The sequence below is a fragment of the Confluentibacter lentus genome (assembly GCF_002806995.1).
Classification (GTDB): Bacteria; Bacteroidota; Bacteroidia; order Flavobacteriales; family Flavobacteriaceae; genus Confluentibacter; species Confluentibacter lentus.
Map to the genome: position 1 here is coordinate 369255 of NZ_NIHE01000003.1, position 21574 is coordinate 390828.

At 34.7% G+C, this 21574-nt stretch carries 24 protein-coding genes; 21 read left to right on the forward strand and 3 right to left on the reverse strand.

Annotation, left to right across the window (positions count from 1 at the left end):
* Positions 1-127: 127 nt before the first annotated feature.
* The 13 genes from hisG to CDH50_RS08525 all read left to right on the forward strand — a co-directional run bounded on the left by hisG (position 128) and on the right by CDH50_RS08525 (position 12016).
* Complete coding sequence (gene hisG, locus CDH50_RS08465) at positions 128-985, forward strand: ATP phosphoribosyltransferase (RefSeq protein ID WP_100611741.1); 858 nt, start codon at positions 128-130, stop codon at positions 983-985.
* 10 nt (positions 986-995) lie between these two features.
* Positions 996-1430: a GNAT family N-acetyltransferase gene (locus CDH50_RS08470; RefSeq protein ID WP_100611571.1), complete on the forward strand. Its 435-nt coding sequence runs from the start codon at positions 996-998 to the stop codon at positions 1428-1430.
* Positions 1431-1432: 2 nt separating this feature from the next.
* Positions 1433-2713 carry a histidinol dehydrogenase gene (gene hisD, locus CDH50_RS08475; protein ID WP_100611572.1) on the forward strand — a complete coding sequence of 427 codons (1281 nt, stop codon included), beginning with the start codon at positions 1433-1435 and terminating at the stop codon, positions 2711-2713.
* Between the two features lie 2 nt (positions 2714-2715).
* The gene (gene hisC / locus CDH50_RS08480; RefSeq protein ID WP_100611573.1) at positions 2716-3759 is read left to right on the forward strand and encodes a histidinol-phosphate transaminase; all 1044 of its coding nucleotides are present in this window, start codon (positions 2716-2718) and stop codon (positions 3757-3759) included.
* A gap of 41 nt (positions 3760-3800) precedes the next feature.
* Positions 3801-4082, forward strand: coding sequence for a GIY-YIG nuclease family protein (locus CDH50_RS08485; protein ID WP_100611574.1), 282 nt, complete (start codon positions 3801-3803; stop codon positions 4080-4082).
* Positions 4083-4123: 41 nt separating this feature from the next.
* Positions 4124-5257, forward strand: a complete 1134-nt coding sequence (gene hisB / locus CDH50_RS08490) for a bifunctional histidinol-phosphatase/imidazoleglycerol-phosphate dehydratase HisB (protein ID WP_100611575.1) — start codon at positions 4124-4126, stop codon at positions 5255-5257.
* A gap of 67 nt (positions 5258-5324) precedes the next feature.
* A complete protein-coding gene (gene hisH / locus CDH50_RS08495; RefSeq protein ID WP_100611576.1) occupies positions 5325-5906 on the forward strand; it encodes an imidazole glycerol phosphate synthase subunit HisH in 582 nt (193 codons plus the stop codon).
* Positions 5907-5968: 62 nt separating this feature from the next.
* Entirely contained in the window at positions 5969-6703 is a 735-nt protein-coding gene (hisA, locus tag CDH50_RS08500; RefSeq protein WP_100611577.1) for a 1-(5-phosphoribosyl)-5-[(5-phosphoribosylamino)methylideneamino]imidazole-4-carboxamide isomerase, read from the forward strand.
* A 69-nt stretch (positions 6704-6772) separates the two neighbouring features.
* Entirely contained in the window at positions 6773-7528 is a 756-nt protein-coding gene (gene hisF / locus CDH50_RS08505) for an imidazole glycerol phosphate synthase subunit HisF (RefSeq protein WP_100611578.1), read from the forward strand.
* A 45-nt stretch (positions 7529-7573) separates the two neighbouring features.
* The gene (gene hisIE, locus CDH50_RS08510) at positions 7574-8167 is read left to right on the forward strand and encodes a bifunctional phosphoribosyl-AMP cyclohydrolase/phosphoribosyl-ATP diphosphatase HisIE (RefSeq protein WP_100611579.1); all 594 of its coding nucleotides are present in this window, start codon (positions 7574-7576) and stop codon (positions 8165-8167) included.
* Between the two features lie 95 nt (positions 8168-8262).
* Positions 8263-9228, forward strand: coding sequence for a DUF6807 domain-containing protein (locus CDH50_RS08515; RefSeq protein WP_100611580.1), 966 nt, complete (start codon positions 8263-8265; stop codon positions 9226-9228).
* Between the two features lie 27 nt (positions 9229-9255).
* A complete protein-coding gene (locus tag CDH50_RS08520; protein WP_100611581.1) occupies positions 9256-10644 on the forward strand; it encodes a Gfo/Idh/MocA family protein in 1389 nt (462 codons plus the stop codon).
* A 1-nt stretch (position 10645) separates the two neighbouring features.
* The gene (locus tag CDH50_RS08525) at positions 10646-12016 is read left to right on the forward strand and encodes a putative oxidoreductase C-terminal domain-containing protein (RefSeq protein ID WP_100611582.1); all 1371 of its coding nucleotides are present in this window, start codon (positions 10646-10648) and stop codon (positions 12014-12016) included.
* A gap of 107 nt (positions 12017-12123) precedes the next feature.
* On the opposite strand, the gene CDH50_RS08530 is transcribed toward CDH50_RS08525, so the two are convergent.
* The gene (locus tag CDH50_RS08530; protein ID WP_100611583.1) at positions 12124-12540 is read right to left on the reverse strand and encodes a hypothetical protein; all 417 of its coding nucleotides are present in this window, start codon (positions 12538-12540) and stop codon (positions 12124-12126) included.
* A gap of 107 nt (positions 12541-12647) precedes the next feature.
* Here CDH50_RS08530 and CDH50_RS08535 point away from each other — a divergent pair, with 107 nt between their 5' ends.
* The 3 genes from CDH50_RS08535 to CDH50_RS08545 all read left to right on the forward strand — a co-directional run bounded on the left by CDH50_RS08535 (position 12648) and on the right by CDH50_RS08545 (position 14902).
* Positions 12648-13424 carry a tRNA pseudouridine synthase A gene (locus tag CDH50_RS08535; protein WP_100611584.1) on the forward strand — a complete coding sequence of 259 codons (777 nt, stop codon included), beginning with the start codon at positions 12648-12650 and terminating at the stop codon, positions 13422-13424.
* A gap of 145 nt (positions 13425-13569) precedes the next feature.
* Positions 13570-14121: a hypothetical protein gene (locus CDH50_RS08540; RefSeq protein ID WP_100611585.1), complete on the forward strand. Its 552-nt coding sequence runs from the start codon at positions 13570-13572 to the stop codon at positions 14119-14121.
* Between the two features lie 103 nt (positions 14122-14224).
* The gene (locus tag CDH50_RS08545) at positions 14225-14902 is read left to right on the forward strand and encodes a DUF2461 domain-containing protein (protein WP_100611586.1); all 678 of its coding nucleotides are present in this window, start codon (positions 14225-14227) and stop codon (positions 14900-14902) included.
* Here the strand turns inward: CDH50_RS08545 and CDH50_RS08550 are convergent.
* The gene (locus CDH50_RS08550) at positions 14895-15320 is read right to left on the reverse strand and encodes a hypothetical protein (RefSeq protein ID WP_157804955.1); all 426 of its coding nucleotides are present in this window, start codon (positions 15318-15320) and stop codon (positions 14895-14897) included. The two genes, CDH50_RS08545 and CDH50_RS08550, sit on opposite strands and share 8 nt — an antisense overlap.
* A 27-nt stretch (positions 15321-15347) precedes the next feature.
* Complete coding sequence (locus CDH50_RS08555; protein WP_100611743.1) at positions 15348-15764, reverse strand: glyoxalase; 417 nt, start codon at positions 15762-15764, stop codon at positions 15348-15350.
* A 131-nt stretch (positions 15765-15895) separates the two neighbouring features.
* On the opposite strand from CDH50_RS08555, the gene CDH50_RS08560 reads away from it, so the two are divergent.
* The 5 genes from CDH50_RS08560 to leuC all read left to right on the forward strand — a co-directional run bounded on the left by CDH50_RS08560 (position 15896) and on the right by leuC (position 21567).
* The gene (locus CDH50_RS08560; protein WP_100611588.1) at positions 15896-16780 is read left to right on the forward strand and encodes a DUF72 domain-containing protein; all 885 of its coding nucleotides are present in this window, start codon (positions 15896-15898) and stop codon (positions 16778-16780) included.
* Positions 16781-16785: 5 nt separating this feature from the next.
* Positions 16786-17580, forward strand: a complete 795-nt coding sequence (locus tag CDH50_RS08565; RefSeq protein ID WP_100611589.1) for a carbohydrate-binding family 9-like protein — start codon at positions 16786-16788, stop codon at positions 17578-17580.
* Positions 17581-17677: 97 nt separating this feature from the next.
* A complete protein-coding gene (locus CDH50_RS08570; RefSeq protein WP_100611590.1) occupies positions 17678-18772 on the forward strand; it encodes a hypothetical protein in 1095 nt (364 codons plus the stop codon).
* A 62-nt stretch (positions 18773-18834) separates the two neighbouring features.
* The gene (locus CDH50_RS08575) at positions 18835-19869 is read left to right on the forward strand and encodes an Ig-like domain-containing protein (protein WP_198513461.1); all 1035 of its coding nucleotides are present in this window, start codon (positions 18835-18837) and stop codon (positions 19867-19869) included.
* Positions 19870-20172: 303 nt separating this feature from the next.
* Positions 20173-21567 carry a 3-isopropylmalate dehydratase large subunit gene (gene leuC / locus CDH50_RS08580; protein ID WP_100611592.1) on the forward strand — a complete coding sequence of 465 codons (1395 nt, stop codon included), beginning with the start codon at positions 20173-20175 and terminating at the stop codon, positions 21565-21567.
* Positions 21568-21574: the final 7 nt, after the last annotated feature.

The window sequence follows — 21574 nt, forward strand, 5'->3', positions numbered from 1 at the left end:
TGCACTCAAGCGAACTGAAGATGTATTGAATAAATTCAACATATTTTTTAAACCCGTTTGAGACAATCAAGCGGGTTTTTTAATTTTAATGCCAACTAGATTGTTTCAAACTCATAAAAACAAGACAATGAGTAAATTAAGAATTGCAGTTCAAAAAGCGGGTCGTTTACACGACGAATCCATGGAAATTTTAAATGATATCGGCGTTTATATCGATAACGGAAAAGACCAATTAAAAGCATCTGCCAAAGGATTTCCTGTTGAAGTATTTTATTTAAGAAATGGTGATATTCCTCAGTATTTAAAGGATGGTGTTGTTGATGCGGCCATCATTGGGGAAAATATTTTAATAGAAAAAGGGGAAGGAATCACGATTGCCGAAAAATTAGGATTTTCTTCATGTAAGGTTTGTATTGCCGTTCCAAAGTCTATGAAATATAATAGTATCAAGGATTTGGATGGAAAACGTATTGCCACGTCTTATCCAAATACCGTCCAAAGTTATTTAGATAAAAATGGGATTACTGCTAATCTTCACATTATTAATGGTTCAGTTGAAATTGCTCCTAACATCGGACTTGCCGATGCTATTTGCGATATTGTTTCAAGTGGAAGTACGCTTTTCAAAAACAATTTAAAGGAAGTTGAAACCATTTTAAAATCCGAAGCTGTTTTAGCAGTGTCACCCGTTTTAAGTAAAGAAAAACAGGCTATACTAGACACGATTCAGTTTCGTATTCAGTCGGTTTTAAAAGGAAGACAATCTAAATATATATTATTGAACGCTCCTAACGACAGAATTCAAGACATTATTAATGTGTTACCGGGCATGAAGAGTCCGACAGTACTTCCTTTAGCTGAAGTTGGTTGGAGTTCGGTACATTCTGTAATAAGCAAAAATGAATTTTGGGACGTGATAGACGAGTTAAAAAAGAATGGTGCCCAAGGTATTTTGGTGTGTCCTATCGAAAAAATGGTTTTATAAGATTTGTTTAGTGAAAGCAGAGTTTAAAATAGAGTTGATTTCTTATGAAAAAATGGAAACTATTCTTCCTCTCGTTGTTTTACTTAATGAAGGCAGATTTGAATATCAAATCTTGAAACAACGCCTTGATGATATGTTATCTATGGGTAATTATCAATGTATCGGGGTCTATCGTGAAAATGAATTGATAGGAATTAGTGGATTTTGGGTATTAAACAAGCTTTACGCAGGAAAGCATATAGAACCAGATAACGTTTATGTCAAGCCTGAATTTCGTAGTAAAGGCATTGGCAATTTGATGATGCAATGGTTGTTTGACTACGCTAAGCAGATGGATTGTGAGGGGTTAGAAGTAAATTGCTATGCAAAAAATATAAAAGGCAAGAAGTTTTGGGAATCTCAAGGTTTTAATGCTTTAGGACATCACATGATTAAAAAATTTTAAAGATGCAAATAATTGATAATCCGAGTCAAACTACTTGGACCGACATATTAAAACGACCAACCCAAACGGTAGATGACATTGAAGCTACAGTCAATGTTGTTTTTAATGAAGTGCGTTCAGATGGGGATTTAGCCGTTAAAAAATATACTGAACGTTTTGATGGCGTAAAGTTAGATTTCAATTTAGTGACTCCAGAAGAATTTCAAGAAGCGTCAACTTTGGTTTCAGATGCGTTGAAGAATGCCATTGATTTAGCAAAGTTAAATATTCTAGCATTTCATTCGGCCCAAAAAACGACTCGAGTTAGTTTAGAAACTACTGAAGGTGTTAGCTGTTGGCAAGAAAAACGCCCTATTGAAAAAGTCGGTTTATACATTCCAGGCGGCACGGCACCTTTATTTTCTACGGTTTTAATGCTAGCAATTCCTGCTCAAATTGCTGGTTGTAAAGAAATTGTATTATGTTCGCCTCCAAATGAACAAGGCAAAATAGCCCCAGAAATCATATATACGGCACAACTTTGCGGAGTGACTAAAATTATTAAAGTCGGTGGCATTCAAGCCATTGCTGGTTTAACCTTTGGCACGGAATCCATTCCTAAAGTGTATAAAATTTTCGGACCTGGTAATCAATTTGTTACGGTTGCAAAACAATTGGCGACAAAATATGGTGTTGCCATCGATATGCCCGCAGGACCAAGTGAATTATTGGTAGTTGCAGATGAAACCGCCAATGCATCTTATGTGGCATCGGATTTATTAAGCCAAGCCGAGCATGGTACCGATAGCCAGGTTATTTTGGTTTCAACGTCAAAAGATTTAATTAAAAATGTTTCTCAAGAAATTGAAAAGCAGTTGGAAGTCCTTCCGCGGAAAGCGATTGCTGAAAAATCCATTGCAAATTCTAAACTGATTTATATTGAAAGTGACGACATCGCTTTGGAATTGATAAACGAATACGGTCCAGAACACTTTATTATTTGTACAAAAAATGAAGATTTTTATGTAGATGGAATATCCAACGCTGGGTCTGTTTTTATTGGTAATTACACGCCAGAAAGTGCGGGTGATTATGCATCAGGAACCAATCATACTTTACCAACTAACGGTTTTTCTAAAGCGTATTCTGGAGTGAACTTAGATAGCTTTTTAAAGAGCATGACGTTTCAGAAAATATCAAAAGGAGGATTAAAAAATATAGGAAAGGCCATTGAACTCATGGCAGAAGCAGAAGGTCTGCAGGCACATAAAAATGCGGTTTCCTTACGATTAAAGGATTTATAATAATGAACATACAAAACTTAATACGGCCAACCATCAAGGCATTGAAACCCTATTCATCCGCAAGAGATGAATTTCAAGGTGTGCCTGCTGATATGGTGTTTTTAGATGCTAATGAGAATCCATTTGAAAATGGCGTCAATCGTTACCCAGATCCGCAACAAGGAAAGTTAAAAGCTATTTTGTCAGAGATTAAAGGAGTGCCTTCAAAGAATATTCTTTTAGGAAATGGTAGTGACGAAGTATTAGATTTGATTTTCAGGGCATTTTGTGAGCCTAACCAAGATAATATCATTATTCTGCCACCAACCTATGGTATGTATGAGGTTTTGGCAAATCTGAATGCCATTGATATTATTAAAGTGGATTTGGATGGCACTTTTCAGCCGAAAGTCAATGCCATTTTAAATGCTGCTACTGAAAAAAGTAAAATCTTATTTTTGTGCTCACCAAATAATCCAACGGCAAATAGTTTTGAAAGCTCTAAAATAGAAAAATTAATTACCGAATTTGAAGGATTGGTAGTAATTGATGAAGCGTATATCGATTTTTCAAATGAAGCTAGTTGGCTCAGTAGATTAGATGAATTTCCGAATTTAATCGTTACCCAAACCTTATCAAAAGCCTATGCCATGGCAGGAATTCGCTTAGGGATTTGCTATGCTTCCGTAGAAATCATTACTGTTTTGAATACGATTAAACCGCCTTATAATATCAATGAGCTGACTCAGAAAAAAGCCGTTGAATTGCTTAATATCAAAGATTTAGCTTCTAGCCAAATCAATGATATTTTAAAGGAACGAAGCACATTAATGGATGAGTTAAAAAACGTTACTTTTATTTCAAAAATTTATCCTTCAGATGCTAATTTTATTTTGGCAAAAGTAGATGATGCCAACAAACGTTATACGCAACTTATTGAAAAAGGCATTGTGATTAGAAATAGAACCACGCAGGTGGGTTGCGAAAATTGTTTGAGATTTACTGTGGGCACATCTGAAGAGAATGAGAAATTAATAAAAACCCTTTTATTAATTTCGAAATCCTGAACTTGTTTCAGGAACTTATCATTAAAGAAGAATTATTATGAATGAAAAAATGTTATTGTTACATATTAACAAATAAAAATAGAAGTGTATTATACATTGGCTATACTGATAATTTGCAGAAAAGAATTAGCCAACACCAAAAAGGAACAGGAGCGGTATTTACCAAAAAGTACAATGTAGTTGATTTAGTTTATTATGAGGAATTTGAAGAAATGAAAGTTGCTAAATCTCGTGAAAAACAATTAAAAAATTGGCATAAGGACTGGAAATGGAATTTAGTTAAAGAAACCAATCCTAAATTAGAGACATTAATATTAAATTAAAAAGGTCCTGAAATAAATTCAGGACATATAACTAAAGTTATATGAAAAAAGTATTGTTTATAGACCGAGATGGCACCATCATTAAAGAGCCAGGCGATGAGCAAATCGACTCTTTCGAGAAATTGGAATTTTACCCTAAAGTATTTCAATATTTAGGTAAAATCGCTAAGGAACTGGATTATGAAATCGTTATGATTACCAATCAAGATGGTTTGGGTACATCTTCTTTTCCTGAAAACAACTTTTGGCCTGTTCACAATTTCATCATTAAATGTTTTGAGGATGAAGGAGTTGTTTTTTCTGAACAGTTTATTGATAGAACGTTTGCTAAGGACAATGCACCGACAAGAAAACCAAATACTGGGTTACTGACTAAATATTTTTCAGAAGCATACGATTTAGAGAATTCTTTTGTAATAGGAGATAGGCTAACAGATGTTGAATTGGCTAAAAATCTTGGAGCTAAAGGTATTTACATAAACGATAATACCCATTTGGGAACCAATGAAATCACCGTAAAACGCGAAGAATTGGATGCTTATATTGCTTTAGAAACCAATGATTGGTCCAAAATATATGGTTTTTTAAAGGCTGATGATCGATCAGGTGGCATTATTAGAAACACTAATGAAACTAAAATTGCCATCCAAATGAATCTTGATGGAACAGGCAAAAGCAAGATAGATACAGGCATTGCTTTTTTTGATCATATGCTGGACCAAATTGCGCGTCACGGTCAATTGGACTTAACAATAAAAGTAGAAGGCGACTTGGAAGTTGATGAACACCACACCATTGAAGATACGGCCATTGCTTTAGGGGAATTGTTCCACAATGTTTTAGGAAATAAATTGGGCATTGAGCGTTACGGATTTTGTTTACCGATGGACGATTGTTTAGCGCAAGCTGCTATTGATTTTGGTGGTAGAAATTGGTTGGTTTGGGAAGCTGAATTTAAACGTGAAATGGTGGGCAAAATGCCAACGGAAATGTTTTACCATTTCTTTAAATCGTTCACCGATGGTGCCAAATGCAACTTGAATATTAAAGCAGAAGGCACAAATGAACACCATAAAATTGAAGCAATATTCAAAGCCTTCGCTAAGGCCATCAAAATGGCTGTGAAACGCGATATTGAAAAAATGATTTTGCCTTCCACAAAAGGGATGCTATAGTATATGGCTTATAGTTTTTGGTTGTTGGTTTTGCCAACAACTAATAACCAACAACTAACAACAAAAAATGAAATTAATCATTATAAATTACGGAGCAGGAAACATAAAAAGCATCCAATTTGCTTTTAAACGCCTTGGGGTGGATGCAATTTTATCAAATAATTCTGAGGAAATTATAGCTGCCGATAAAATTATATTTCCAGGGGTTGGTGAAGCTAGTACAGCCATGGACATGTTAAAGGAAAGTGGATTGGATATTTTGATTCCAACATTAAAGCAACCTGTCTTGGGTATTTGCTTGGGTATGCAATTGCTTTGCAAGTCTACAGAAGAAGGTAATACCAAAGGATTGGGTGTTTTTGATACAGATGTCAAAAGGTTTTCAAATAATGTAAAAGTACCTCAAATGGGCTGGAACGTGATTAAGGATTTAAAGTCGGATTTGTTTTCTGGAATTAAGGAAGGAGCATATATGTATTTGGTTCACAGTTATTATGCGGAGCATTGTACCCAAACCATTGCTAAAACCGATTACGGAATCAATTATGCTTCGGCATTGCAACATGATAACTTTTATGGTGTACAATTCCACCCAGAAAAAAGCAGTATTGCTGGAGAAAAGATATTAAACAATTTTTTAAAATTATAGTTGATGGTTTGTAGATGTTGGGAAACTAATAGCCAAAAGCCAAAAGCCAAAAGCCATAAATAATGAGAATCATACCAGCCATAGATATTATAGACGGGAAATGCGTTAGATTAACCAAAGGGGATTACGATACCAAAAAGATTTATAATGAAAACCCTTTGGAAGTCGCAAAAATGTTTGAAGCTGCTGGCATTGAATATTTACATTTAGTAGATTTAGATGGCGCCAAAGCGCATCACATTGTCAATTATAAGGTTTTAGAGCAAATTTCAACAAAAACGAAATTGAAAATCGATTTTGGAGGTGGCTTAAAAACGAATGAGGATTTGCATATTGCTTTTAATTCTGGTGCCAAACAAATCACTGGAGGCAGTATTGCGGTTAAAGATCCAAAGACTTTTGAAGGTTGGATTGCTAAATATGGTGGTGAAAAAATCATTTTAGGAGCCGATAGTAATAATGGAAAAATAGCGATTAGCGGTTGGCTAGAGAATAGTTCAGATGATGTGATTCCGTTTATTAAAGACTATCAAAAGAAGAGCATTAAGTATGTTATTTGTACTGATATTGCTAAAGACGGCATGCTAGAAGGCCCATCTTACGATTTGTATAAAGATATTATTGAGGAATGCACCAATAGTAGTAGCGGACAATCCATTAGGCTTATTGCATCTGGGGGAATTTCAAAGTTTGATGAGCTTCCAAAATTGAAAGATATGGGTTGCGAAGGGGTTATTATTGGAAAAGCTATTTATGAGAATAGAATCAGTTTAAAACAATTAGAAGCTTTTGTTTAACCAGTTACTTGTTAAGACTTAAAAGCCAATAACTTTTAACTTTTAACTTTTAACTTTTAACTTTTATTAATGTTAACGAAGAGAATCATACCCTGCTTGGATATTAAAAACGGACGTACCGTAAAAGGCGTCAATTTTATTGATTTACGTGATGCAGGTGACCCAGTAGAACTGGCAAAGCAATATGCAGATATTGGTGCAGATGAATTGGTTTTTTTGGATATTTCAGCTACTTTAGAGGGTAGAGCCACAACTTTGGATATGGTTTTGCACGTTGCTGAGCAAGTCAACATTCCATTTACGGTCGGTGGCGGTATTTCGTCAATAGAACATGTGAATGATTTATTGAAATGCGGTGCTGATAAAGTTTCTATTAATTCATCGGCGGTAAAACGGCCTGAATTGGTAAATGAATTATCAAATAAATTCGGGAGTCAGTGTATCGTCGTTGCTATTGACGCTAAACAAATTGATGGAAATTGGAAAGTGCATTTAGCAGGAGGTAGTATCCCAACAGATATCGATTTATTTGAATGGGCGAAAGAAGTGGAACAACGCGGCGCCGGTGAAATATTATTCACATCCATGGATCATGACGGCACAAAGAATGGATTTGCTAATGAAGCCTTAGCTAAATTATCAAGTGAGTTGAATATCCCCATCATTGCTTCAGGAGGTGCAGGAAATATTCAGCATTTTATTGATACCTTTAAAGAAGGGAAAGCAGATGCAGCTTTGGCTGCCAGTGTATTTCACTTTGGTGAAATACCGATTCCTAAATTAAAAAAAGCATTAAAAAACAATAATATAGAAGTACGGCTTTAGCCGAAATGCTGAACTTGTTTCAGCATCTTATTTAAAAAATTGTATATGAATATCAAATACGACACAAACGGACTTATTCCAGCTATTATCCAAGACGCCACAACAAAAAACGTGTTGATGTTGGGCTATATGAATGAAGCCGCTTATAGCAAAACATTAGAAACGAAGCAAGTCACTTTTTTCAGTAGAAGTAAAAATCGGTTATGGACAAAAGGCGAGGAAAGTGGCAACTTTTTAAACCTCGTGAATATAAAAAACGATTGTGATAGTGATACGCTTCTGATTCAAGTAAATCCAATAGGACCAACATGTCACAAAGGAACTGATAATTGCTGGGGCGAATCAAATGCTGAAACTTATGGGTTTTTATCGCAGCTTGAACAAGTTATTGAAAACAGAAAAAACAATGCGGATTTAGAGACATCCTACGTGGCTTCTTTGTTCAAAAGAGGGATTAATAAAATCGCTCAAAAAGTAGGCGAGGAGGCAGTTGAAACCGTTATTGAAGCCATGGATGATAAAGATGATTTATTCTTATACGAATCAGCCGATTTGTTATTTCACTATTTAATTCTTTTGCAGGCTAAAGGTTATAAACTAAATGATATTGTGGAAGAATTAAAAGGAAGGCATAAGTGAAAAATAGTCGCACATAACTTATTTAAACAAGAACGATTGAATAAATAAATTAATTTTATTTGTATTTTTAGAGAAACTAACTATTCTTTAAACTGATGCAATTAACCAAATTATCTATTCCCATATTCATGGTTTTGCTTGCTTTTTCATATCAAGCATATTCCCAAAATGAAAAAAGTTTATCCGTAATAAAAGATAAAGGATTATTATCCATTATCTATAAAAATCAACCTCTTATTGGTTATCAATATGAGGTTTTAAATCCGCCAGAAGGTGTCGATCCAGCATTCAAACGTAGTGGTTTTTTTCATCCAATAAACACCTTAAAAGGTCATAGGCTAACGCGTATCCATGCCAAAGACCACTACCACCATTTTGGTATGTGGAATCCTTGGACAAAAACCTTGTTTGAAGGAGATACACTGGATTTTTGGAATATTGGAGGTAAACAAGCCACTATTCGACATGCTGGTTTTATAAATACGAATGTAACAGACACCTTTGCTAAATACCAAATGCTACATGAGCATGTCGTTTTAAAAAACAACAAAAATAAAGTAGCATTAAACGAGATTCAAACCGTAAAAGTCCATCACCCAAAAGATAATTATTATATTATTGATTTACAGTTTGATTACACCTGTGCAACGGATAGTAAATTTGAAATTTTAGCGTACCGCTATCAAGGTTTGGGTTGGCGCGCTACTGAAGAATGGAATGATGCCAATAGTAGCATAATAACTTCTGAAGGTAAAACTCGTAAAGACGCCGATAATACTACCGCCAAATGGATGTTGTATCAAGGCAAGTTAGGAAATGATAAAGGGGGTATTGTAATGCTTTCACACCCTGAAAATTACAATCATCCAGAACCTGTAAGGGTTTGGCCCATTGGTCAACACGAAGGTTCTGTATTTATAAATTTTTCACCAACAAAAACCAAGGACTGGGTATTTGAGCCCGGCCAAACCTATACCTTAAAATACCGATTGGTTGTTTTTGATGATGAATTTACACCAGCCCATGCAGAAACATTTTGGGAAGAATTTACGAAGCAATAACAACCAAAACTAAACTAGACTATAGACATGAAAAAAAACATTTCAAGAAGATCGTTTATCCAAACAACTTCAAAGGCATCAGCAGCAACTTTATTGTTATCTGGTGTTCCATCAATAGTTCCAGCCAGCGTGTTTGGTAAAAATGCACCCAGTAACCGCATCAATATTGCCGCCATTGGTAATGGTCGGATTTCAAGAATTTACGACATGCCAGAGGTTTGGCAAAATGAGGATGTCCAAATACTGGCTGTTTGTGATTTAGACTCCAATCGGGCCAAGGATGCCAAGACGTTGGTTGAAAAATATTATACTGAAAAATCAGGCAAGCCTTTTAACGGTGTAAATATGTATACCGATTACCGTGAATTACTTCTTAATAAAGATATTGACGCCGTGATTATAAGTACACCAGATCATTGGCATACAAAAATAGGGGTTGATGCGGTACGCGCAGGAAAAGATATTTTTATGCAAAAACCAGTTTCACTAACTATTAAAGAGGGGCGTTATTTAAGCGATGAAGTTAGAAAAACAGATAGAATTTTTCAAATTGGCAGTCAACAGCGTTCTTCACCTCAATTCCGTTATGCGGCTGAATTGGTAAGAAATGGGAGGATAGGAGACCTTAAGAAAGTATATGTTGGGTTGCCGGGTGATCCCAGTGGCAATGAAGAACTCGAAATGCCAATTCCAGAAAATTTGAATTATGATATGTGGTTAGGAGCCACACCTGAGGTCTATTACACCGAAAAACGTGTCCACCCACAATCAAACTATGGTCGTCCGGGTTGGTTACGCTGTGAACAATTTGGTGCGGGTATGATTACGGGCTGGGGCTCACACCATATCGACTCTGCCCATTGGGGCATGAACACAGAATATACGGGCCCTATTGAAGTTTGGGGAAGTGCAGAATTTCCAAAATCAGGCTTGTGGGATGTTCACGGCATTTTTACTACTTACGCAAAATATGCTAATGGTGTTGAAATGGTTGTGTCGAATGAATTGCCTAATGGTGTTAAGTTTGAAGGAACAGAGGGCTGGATATTCGTAACTAGAGGTGATTATCGTGTTACTGCAAGCGACCCTGTAGCTGATTCTAATGGGGTAAAGCCATTGGATGCAAGTGATCCAAAAATTATAACGTCCCAAATTGGAGCTAATGAAATTCATTTGCCTGTTAGTGAAAATCATCACAGAAATTGGATCGATAGCATTAAATCGCGCAAAGAGCCTATAGCTCCTGTTGAAGCAGCCCATCGTTCCTGTTCTGCATGCTTAATCCATCATATGGCAATGAAACTAAACAGAAAATTATATTGGAATCCAGAAACCGAACAATTTAAAAATGATGATGAGGCAAATTCCATGCTCTCAAGACTACAACGTGAAAAATATGCTGTAAAATATGAATAGTATGAGTATTAAACCATTTTTATATCTAACCATAACTTTAGCTTTAATGGTGGCTTGTAAAACAGAAACAAAAAAAATTTCACAGAAAAAAATTCAATTTATCACCATTGATCCTGGCCATTTTCATGCGGCTTTGGTTCAAAAAAATAATTATCCAGAAGTTGATTCAACAGTCCATATCTATGCTCCAAAAGGTGATGATGTTACTTTTCATTTAAATAGAATAGGAGGATTTAACTTGCGTAAAGAAAACCCAACAAATTGGAATACCATTTTGTACGAAGGTGATGATTTTTTTGAAAAAATGTTGTCTGAAAAAAAAGGAAATGTCGTTGTTTTATCAGGAAACAATCGCAAGAAAACAGAATACATCAATAAATCTGTACTTAATGGTTTAAATGTTCTTGCTGATAAGCCCATGGCTATTAATGTGGATGATTTTAAGTTATTAAAGGAAACCTTTCAATTGGCTGAACAAAAGAATGTGTTTTTATATGATATTATGACCGAGCGTTATGAAATTACTTCAATTTTGCAAAGGGAATTATCCATGAATAAAGCGATTTTTGGCGAACTCGAAAAAGGATCGCCAGAGCATCCTGCCATAACAAAAGAGAGTGTTCACCATTTTTATAAATACGTTTCTGGAAACATTTTAACGCGTCCACCTTGGTTTTTTGATGTCGAACAACAAGGTGAGGGTATTGTTGATGTTACAACACATTTGGTTGATTTAATTCAATGGCAATGTTTTCCTGACCAAATTTTACATGAAGAAGATGTGAGCATTAATTCCGCAACAAGAACCCCCACACATATCTCTAAATCAGAGTTTGAAGCTATTACTAAGCTTGACGATTTTCCTGATTACTTACAAAACGCCATCGTAAATGATTCTATCTTGGCTGTGTTTTGTAATGGAGAAATTAACTATAAGTTAAAAGATATTCATGCTAAAGTATCTGTTAAATGGAATTACATGGCACCTGAAGGCACCACAGACACTCATTATTCTAAGATGCGAGGCACAAAGGCCGAACTAACAATCAAACAAGGTAAAGAACAAAACTTTAAACCGACATTATATATAGAAATTAGAGAACTCTCTCCAGCTTACCTTATGAATGTTATAGAAGAATTTAAAAAGTTGGAAAAAAAGTATCCTGGAATTTCGTTAAGATCAACCCCATTAGGCTGGGAAGTTGTTATACCTGAATCCTATAAAAACGGCCATGAAGCCCATTTTTCCCAAGTGACAGAAAAGTTTATTGAATATCTTACTAAAGGAAATATACCAGAATGGGAAATTCCAAATATGATTACAAAATATTATACTACAACAAAAGCATTGGAAATGGCTAAATCCAACTAAAAATGATTAGAGAAATCCTTGTGCTTTTTATCCCTTGAAAAAGTAGTCACAGGTAATTAATAAAAAAGAAAAAGGCATTAAATAAATTAATGCCTTTTTAAGTAAAACTATATTATCCAGTCTTTTGAGATTGATTTTTTAGAAAACCAAACTAAAAATATGGCAAAGGCAATAATGCTAATAGTCATGGCAATACCATCAAAATACCCTTGAGCTAAGACATATCCCATTTGAACAATCACAGCTATTAATGAAATGATAAACAAATAATATGCCCATCTTTTTCTCAATAATAGTCCGATAGAGGCTAAAAGAGCGGAAAACACAGCAATGGCGAAGGCACCTGTTAGCCATCCAGGAAGATTAGAAACCATCTCTAATTGCTCTTCTGTCATTGCCGAACGCCAACGATCCGTTTTATAGGCTTGCCCTAAATATTGGTCAACGCCCATGATGTTCCATAATAGAGCAATTACGCTCACAATCCAAAACCAAACAGGTGGTTTAACTTTGTAATTTGTCATAATAGTCCGTTTTTAATTAGTTGGTTGAATAAAAAAGTTATACAATTTATAATTTTTTTGCCACAATTTATAAAATAACTTATTTTACCACTTCGATATAGAATTTAATGAAGCAGTATTTTTATTTAATTACCATTCAGTATTTAGGCTACCGATTTCACGGTTGGCAAAAGCAACCCAGCGTAAAAACCTTGCATTTAATGGTCGATAGGACCTTGAATTTTATTTTAGAAGGAAAACCTTTCAAAAGTTTAGGGTCGGGGAGGACCGATGCCATGGTTTCTGCGGAATGCGCCGCTTTTGAGCTATTTTTGGAGGAACCTATCAAAGATTTAGATGCTTTCTTAGAATTGTTCAACCATAACTTACCACAGGATATTCGTGCCTTGACCATCAAGGAAGTAGATAAAAAATTCAACATCATCAAACATTCCAAAATCAAGGAATACATTTATTTGTTTACCTACGGTGAAAAATGCCATCCATTTTGTGCACCAATTATGACGACGATTCTTGAAGATTTAGATATTGACCTCATGAAACAGGGCGCCAAACTTTTTGAGGGCAAACATTTTTTTAAATCATATTGCTTTCGGGCGACCGATAATGGTATTTACAATCGAGAGATTTTAACTTGTGAACTGGTGGAAAATACCATTTACGCAGCTAATTATTTTCCTAAGAGGACTTATATATTAAGGGTTAGGGGCAAAGGGTTTATGCGTAACCAAATACGTTTGATGATGGGAACGTTGATAGATTTGGGGAAAGGGAACAAGTCCTTAGAGGATATTAAAAACAGTTTGCTCCCAGAAAGTACAATCAAAATGGATTATATAGCACCTGCTTCAGGACTTATTCTTAACAATATAGAGTTCGACTGAGTTAAGCATGTTTTATAACTAACTATAATTCAATACTTAAACATATTTAGGTGCGAATTATACAACTAATCTATAAAACTTTGTAACACAGTTGGTCTTTACTTAAATTACTTTTACCCCATATTAATAATTAAAAATTTTAAAGATGAAACATGTAATTTATATCTGTTTATTGTTGTTTGCTGGAACTGTTTTTGCGCAACAAAAGCCAAAAGAAGTAAAAGAAGAAGTTGAAGTTAAAACCGTGAAAGTTAAAGACAACGAAAAAACAACTGAAAACAAAGTAAAAGTAGTTACCCGAGAAACCTCCGATGTTGAGTTAGATGAAAAAGATAAAAACAAAACCAATCAAGATCGTGTGCCTGGAACTACTAAGGTCGAAAAAAAGACTTATGTAGACAATGATGCCAGTGATAAGTATAGCATTTTAACTAGTGAGACTTATTACAAAATGGACGATGGAAATTATGTTTTTTCACCAAGCGAACAAGGGTTTCAAATATCTCATTCTAAAGGAGACAATCAACCCCAAAACATTATAGGAAAATCTTGGCCTACTAGTTTGAAAGGTTATTTCATTGTAGATGGGGCATCACAATCTGGTATTGGTTATTTTGACCAAAATGGAAATTTTGTTACCGAATATTATAACAAATCTACCAAACAAGTTGAAGTTAAAACGTACCTTAAAAAGTAGATTTTAAAAATATGGTTAGATAAATTTAAATAGTGCCTTAAAAGTCCTTATACAAATAAGGACTTTTTTGTATTTTAGAAACTTATTTATAAGTCTTAATTATATGCTTCCATCTATTTCAAAAGATACTTTAGAATTTTTTAAAAATTTAGAACAGAATAATAATCGAGATTGGTTTAATGAGCACAAATCTGCATTCAAAAAAATTGAAACTAACGCAAAAAAAGTTTATAATACTGTTTTAAATAACTTAAAAATCCATGATGACGTAGATGGATTAAAAATGTTCCGAATTTACAGAGATGTGCGCTTTTCAAAAAACAAAGTGCCTTATAAAACTCATTTTGGGGGCTCATTCCATAGAACTAAGCCACATTTAAGAGGAGGCTATTATCTTCATATCCAACCAAATAATGAAAGTTTTATAGCAACAGGATTTTGGGAACCGGCACCAGCAGATTTGCTACGCATAAGAAAAGAATTTGAAATGGACGATCAAGAAATCCGTAACATAATAAGTGACAAAAAATTCAAATCAATTTGGGGGAATTTTGTTGGTGATGAAGTAAAATCAGCACCCAAAGGCTTTGATAAAGAGCATAAAGCGATTGACCTAATAAAAAAGAAACAATACATCTTTATTAAAAAATACACAGATGAACAGGTTTTAAGTCCAGATTTTTTAAGTGATGTTGATAGCTCATTTAAAGCAATTCGCCCATATTTTAATTATATGAGCGAATTGCTTACTACGGATTTAAATGGCGTTTCTATTATATAACCTCGGTAATACGATATTTTTTTTGATTGAATTCAAAAACATCCTTTTCACATTTGTTCTTTAATAATTGTCCGATTGGGGAATTTAATGAAATGGCAAAATACGTTTCATCATCAATCTCTATCTTGCCAATACTTGTAGAAATATAAAAATTCATAATATCGGTTTTTACAATACTGCCCAATATGGCGTCTGTAGAATCAATATTGGTTTTTATGAGTTTTAAATGCTCTTTGGTTTTTGTGGCATCATTAAGATGCTCCATGTTTTTTTCAAGATCATTAAATAATTTACCATTTCCGGAATCGTCGTCTTCTGAGTTTCCTTGGTCATTACTAGCAATTGATTCTTTAATTAATTGAATTTCATTTTTGTAATCTGCAATCCGTTTATCAACGTATTCATTACACTTTTGCAATAGTCTCTGTTTTGTAGTCATTAAAAATTAAACGGCTTTTAGCACTTCGGGTTTCTCAAAAAGGAGTATATTACTGATCAGGCGTTCTTTTACAATGTGCATCATGCGCTTATTTAATGCGGAAGAATTCTGGATATAAATCGAATATTCTTCTACCGTAAACAGACCTATAATAATACCTTTCAGAGAGTTACGAAATTTCATGTCTTTTGTAATAGCATTTTCTATATAATCTAAACGCTTTTCCAAAGATAATCCATAAAATACACATTTATGCTTTTCTATATAATTTTTAAAAACAGCTACCAATAAATCATTTTGAAGTTTGGTAATAGGTCGTAATACTAAGTTTTGAAAACGTTCGTCACTACTCATTTGTTCGTTAATGGAGGCCGAAGATATTTCGGGACGAATACTGCTTAAACTGTGTTGTCTGGAGTCCATGGTTTTTAAGAGTTTTAATAAAATTATAGATTTATGAACCTTTAAAAAGTGAATGAACTTATTAATTGTCAACGAGGTTATTAACAATTATTATTTTTATATTTAAATCCTATTACAAAAAATACAACAAAATGAAATTTGGAAGCACAGATAATCCTGAAAACATAGACTTTACGTTACCTCCAGATCATCCCGAAACAAAAAGGGTGCTAAACGCATTCAAAGATGATAACATTCCAGAAATGTATGTGGGCTGTGCCAAATGGAACAAAGCCGATTTAAAAGGATTTTATCCTAAAGGCACTAAAGATGAGTTGGAGTATTATTCCAGGCAATTTAATTCCATAGAATTGAACGCGACATTTTACAGAATTTTTCCTGCGGAACAGTTTGCTAATTGGTATGAAAAAACACCAAAGGGTTTTAAGTTTTTTCCAAAACTGAATCAGGAAATAAGCCATTTTAAACGCTTGCAAGACACCAAAGATGTGGTTGAAAATTATTTGTACAATGCCTCCAATCTAAAGGAAAAATTAGGCACGGTATTTTTACAGATGCATGATAATTTCGCTCCAAAGGATTTTGATAGGGTCGTAACATTTGTAGAATCCTGGCCAAAAGAGATTCCATTGGCAGTGGAATTCAGGCATACAAAATGGTACAACGATACGGCAGTGGCTAATGAATTGTACCAACTTTTAGAAACCAACAATATATCAAATGTCATTGTAGATACGGCTGGAAGACGTGATTTATTGCACATGCGATTAACCAATGCAACCGCGTTTATTAGATATGTAGGAGCTAATCATGCCACTGATTACAATCGTTTGGATGATTGGATAGAACGTTTAAAAGATTGGAAAGCCCAAGGTATCAAGGAAGTCGATTTTTTCATCCATCAAAATATTGAAAAAGAATCTCCTTTGCTTTCGGCCTATTTTATTAAAAAATTGAATGCTGAACTTGGTTATTCACTCAAAATTCCTGGTGAGGGTGGTGATACCTTATTTTAAAACCAATGAAGAAAATCAATTTTTTATATCAATTTCATGGTAAAAAGATTATAGTATTCGCGTTTCTATTTAATTCCATTTTTGTTTTTTCCCAAATCCAAAAAGAATTGGTTTTAGGGGAACAACCCATTTATAAGGTTGCTAAAACGAAAGACTCCATTATTGCTGATGGAAAAATGGATGAACCAAGCTGGAAAAATGCTGAAATAAGAACATTTGACTACTTTTTTAGACGTGATAAACCAGCCGATGAACAAAAAACGAAATTCAGGATGCTTTGGGATGATAAAAACCTATATCTTTTTTATGAATTTGAGGATTCATCACTAACCGCTCGTGAAACACAACACGATGGGCGTACCTATCTAGATGACTGTGCCGAGTTTTTCTGTCTCCCAATTCCAGATAGTTTAAATATGCATTTTGGCTTTGAGGTCAATATTCCTAAAGTGAAGTACGATTATATTGTGCTATGGCAATTTCACAATAATAGAAGTGTTTTCATTCCTACTTACGATCCAAATTATGAAGTAGGCGTAACTTATGATGGAACTATAAATGATGATACAGACACAGACAAGTGCTGGACCATGGAATATACAATTCCGCTATCAGCCTTTCGTGGATTTAGCACACGCGATTTGGCAGGAAAAAAATGGGCTTTTCAGGCTGTAAGGCAGGATAGAAATTTAGTCGATGACAAGTTTCGTTCTACATCCACATTATTCCCAACCTATGATGTGGAATTAGATGTACATCCACCAAACCGTTTTGGCTTGATGGAATTTATTGATAATTAAAATTTTACTTTTGTTAAAGTATCGTTAATCCTTTGTTAATTAGTTAAATAGAAGTAGTTTTTATGATAAATTTAAAGAAACTAAAAATAAATCCGTCATGAAAAAAATTGTATTCAGTATCATTGGTGTAGGACTAGCTGTTACCTTGCTTTCTTACATGAATAAACCAAACAGCACTCTAACTTCAAATTTTGTTACAGGCAATCCTGAAGTGGCATCCATAAATGCGATTAGCTTTGGCCCAGAAGGCATCTTGTTTTTAGGGGATTCTAAAAATGCAACAATTTATGCGTTGGATACAAAAGATACGAAAACTAAGAACGTATCAGAAGTAAACATGACAAACTTTGATACTAATCTGGCCGCCTCTTTGGGTACTAGTGCCGAAAATATCAAAATTACGGATATGGCAGTCAACCCCATTTCAAAAGCTATTTATTTTTCAGTGAATAGTGCAGATGGTACGCCTTTATTAATGACATTAAAAGACGGCAAGTTCGAGAATGTTTCTTTAAAGAACATAAGCTACTCCAAAATCGGATTAGTTGATGCTGTGGAAGACAAAAAAGATGATAGAGGTAGAGACCAAAGGGTTTGGGCTATCTCCGATTTAAAATATCACAATGGACGAGTTATGGTCTCTGGTTTATCAAACAAAGAATTCAGTTCTACTTTTAGAAGTATGCCGTTCCCGTTTACAAATAATCAAGATTATGCGTCCTTAGAAATGTACCATGCAGCACATGGCCGTTACGAAACCTATTCACCCATTAAAACATTTGATGTCGTTAATATCGATAAAAAAGAGTACTTATTGGCTAGTTATACCTGCACGCCTTTGGTATTGTTCCCTATGGATGAATTAAAAGGCACCAACCATGTAAAAGGTAGAACCATAGCCGAAATTGGTGCTGGAAATACACCATTGGATATGATTGCTATGGAAAAAGATGGTAAATCTTATGTGCTAATGGCCAATACCAGACATTCGACAGTGAAATTTGATTTTGAGTCCATTGCATCCACAAAAGAATCCCTAACCGAAAAAGTTGAAGGAACTGATGGCATTACCTTTGAAGCTTTAGCCGATATGAAAGATGTTGTACAATTGGACAATTTAGATGCTAAAAATATTGCTTATCTTCAAAAAACAGCTGATGGCACATTGGTATTGAAAAGCAGTTCAATTTAATGAATAAAAAAAGTGCCTTTACATACCTAAAAAAGATCAAGATTTGCTTGGTCTTTTTTTGTGTGTTGTTATTTTTTAATTGTAAAGAGGCAAAAGAAGACAAAACTTCTATCATTAATATAGAAACAAATAGCAGAGAACGTATTTCTTTTAAATCTACAAGTAGTACATTAGAGGATTTAAGCATCGTTCTAGAAAATCAACCAGATATTCCCATTTTGGGGGATTGGTCGAACGTGGGCGATACTATTACTTTTACCCCTGTTTTGCCTTTCACGGTCGGACAAACCTATAAGATAAAGAATAAAGTAGAAGCGGTATATGTTTTTAAGATTGGGCCAGATAACATAATGACTTCAACAGAATTACTAGCTATCTATCCAACATCAGATGCAGTGCCGGAGAATTTGCTTAAAATGTATTTAGTATTTTCAAACCCCATGCAGGAACTTGGGAATTCCTTAGATTATATAAACGTTTTTGATAATACGTCTAACAAAGAAGTTACGGTGTTTTTAGAATTACAATCGGAGCTTTGGAATAAAGAACACAATGTATTAACACTTTGGTTAGATCCCGGTCGGGTTAAAACGGATTTAATTCCCAATAAAGAATTAGGCTTACCAATACAAAAAGATCATAATTATACCATTACGATTAATCCTAATTGGAAAGATGCCCAAGGTCAAACCCTGAACAAGACGCATACCAAAACACTTATTGTTGGCAGTAGGGATAGTGAAAAACCAAATACTAAAAATTGGACGATTAAACCTCCAAAAAAAGATTCTGATGAACCTTTAACCATTCATTTTAATGAAGCATTGGATTATTTTTTAGCGTTGGAAAGCTTCACTGTTTTTGATCCAGAAAAAAGCAACATAGCTGGTACGTTTTCATTAGCTAATAAAGAACATGAGCTCCTTTTCCATCCCAACCAAGCATGGAAATCAGGAACATATACCATAGTCGTTGAAAACCGTTTGGAAGATTTAGCAGGAAACAACATAAACCATCTTTTTGACACGGATTTAAAAGCCAATAACTCTAAAGTCCAAACCAAAAGCCAGACCCTTATTAGCTTCATGATACCGTGATTTTTGAGCTTCATTTTCCATCATAAAACCAATAAGCATAGAATCTATCCGCATCAACCTTATTACTTGCCGTTATTTTGTAATAAGTAAGTTTAAAACTTATAAGGGATTCTCATATTCTATTGCATTTAATATAAAATATTTCGTATCTATTGGTTATTTTATAAAAATATAATAAAATCAATCTAATAGTTTTAAAAGTCTTCAATAAAATAGAGTTTTTCGTAAATTTGCTGTCCAAAATAGCTTAAACTATATCTGTTAAAATAGTAATGAAGCTATAAGACTAAATGAAATATTATTATGAGTAAAACATTGTTTGATAAGGTGTGGGATTCACATGTTGTAAGAAAGATTGAAGGTGGTCCAGATGTATTCTTCATTGATAGACACTTTATACACGAAGTAACCAGCCCTGTGGCGTTTCTTGGACTGAAAAGTAGAGGTCTAAAAGTATTATATCCAGAGCGTACATTTGCTACCGCCGACCATAATACGCCAACCATTAACCAACATTTACCAGTTGAAGATCCTTTATCAGCGAATCAATTAAAAGCGTTAGAGGATAACTCAAACGAATATGGCATTAGCCATTGGGGATTGGGTCATCAAAAAAATGGTATTGTACACGTGGTAGGACCTGAAAACGGTATTACATTTCCGGGAGCGACTATTGTTTGCGGCGATTCACATACTTCTACGCACGGTGCTTTTGGTGCCATTGCTTTTGGAATTGGTACGTCTGAAGTGGAGATGGTACTTTCTACGCAATGCATCATGCAGCCAAAACCTAAAAAAATGCGCATTAACATCAATGGGCAATTAGGAAAGGGTGTGACACCTAAAGATGTGGCATTATACATCATTTCCCAATTAACAACGTCTGGCGCAACTGGTTACTTTGTTGAATATGCTGGTGATGTATTTGAAAATATGACTATGGAAGGTCGTATGACTGTTTGTAACTTATCTATCGAGATGGGTGCGCGTGGTGGTATGATTGCTCCAGATGAAACAACGTTTGCTTATCTAAAAGATAAACCATTATCACTGAAAGGTGAGGCGTGGAATAAAGCCGTGGCGCATTGGAAAACCTTAAAAACGGATGCAGATGCGACATTTGACAAAGAATTAACGTTTTCTGCTAGTGATATTGAACCAATGATTACCTATGGAACCAATCCGGGTATGGGTATGGGTATTTCCAAAAACATACCTAATGCTGAAGCGGTTGAAGGTGGCGTGGCAACATACAAAAAGTCTTTAGACTATATGGGTTACCACGAAAACGACCAAATGATTGGTAAAAAAGTCGATTATGTGTTTTTAGGAAGTTGTACCAATGGTCGTATTGAAGATTTTAGAGCGTTTGCATCTATTGTAAAAGGACGTAAAAAAGCAGATAACGTAACAGCTTGGTTAGTGCCTGGTTCTCATGAAGTAGAAGCCTTAATCAAGGAAGAAGGTATTTTAGATATCATCAATGAAGCTGGATTTGTATTGAGACAACCTGGTTGCTCAGCATGTTTAGCGATGAATGATGATAAAGTGCCCGCTGGAAAATACGCGGTAAGTACTTCTAATAGAAACTTTGAAGGTCGTCAAGGCCCAGGTTCTAGAACTCTATTGGCAAGTCCGTTAGTGGCTGCTGCCGCTGCGGTTACTGGCGTGGTTACAGACCCTAGGGATTTATTATAAAAAAAGC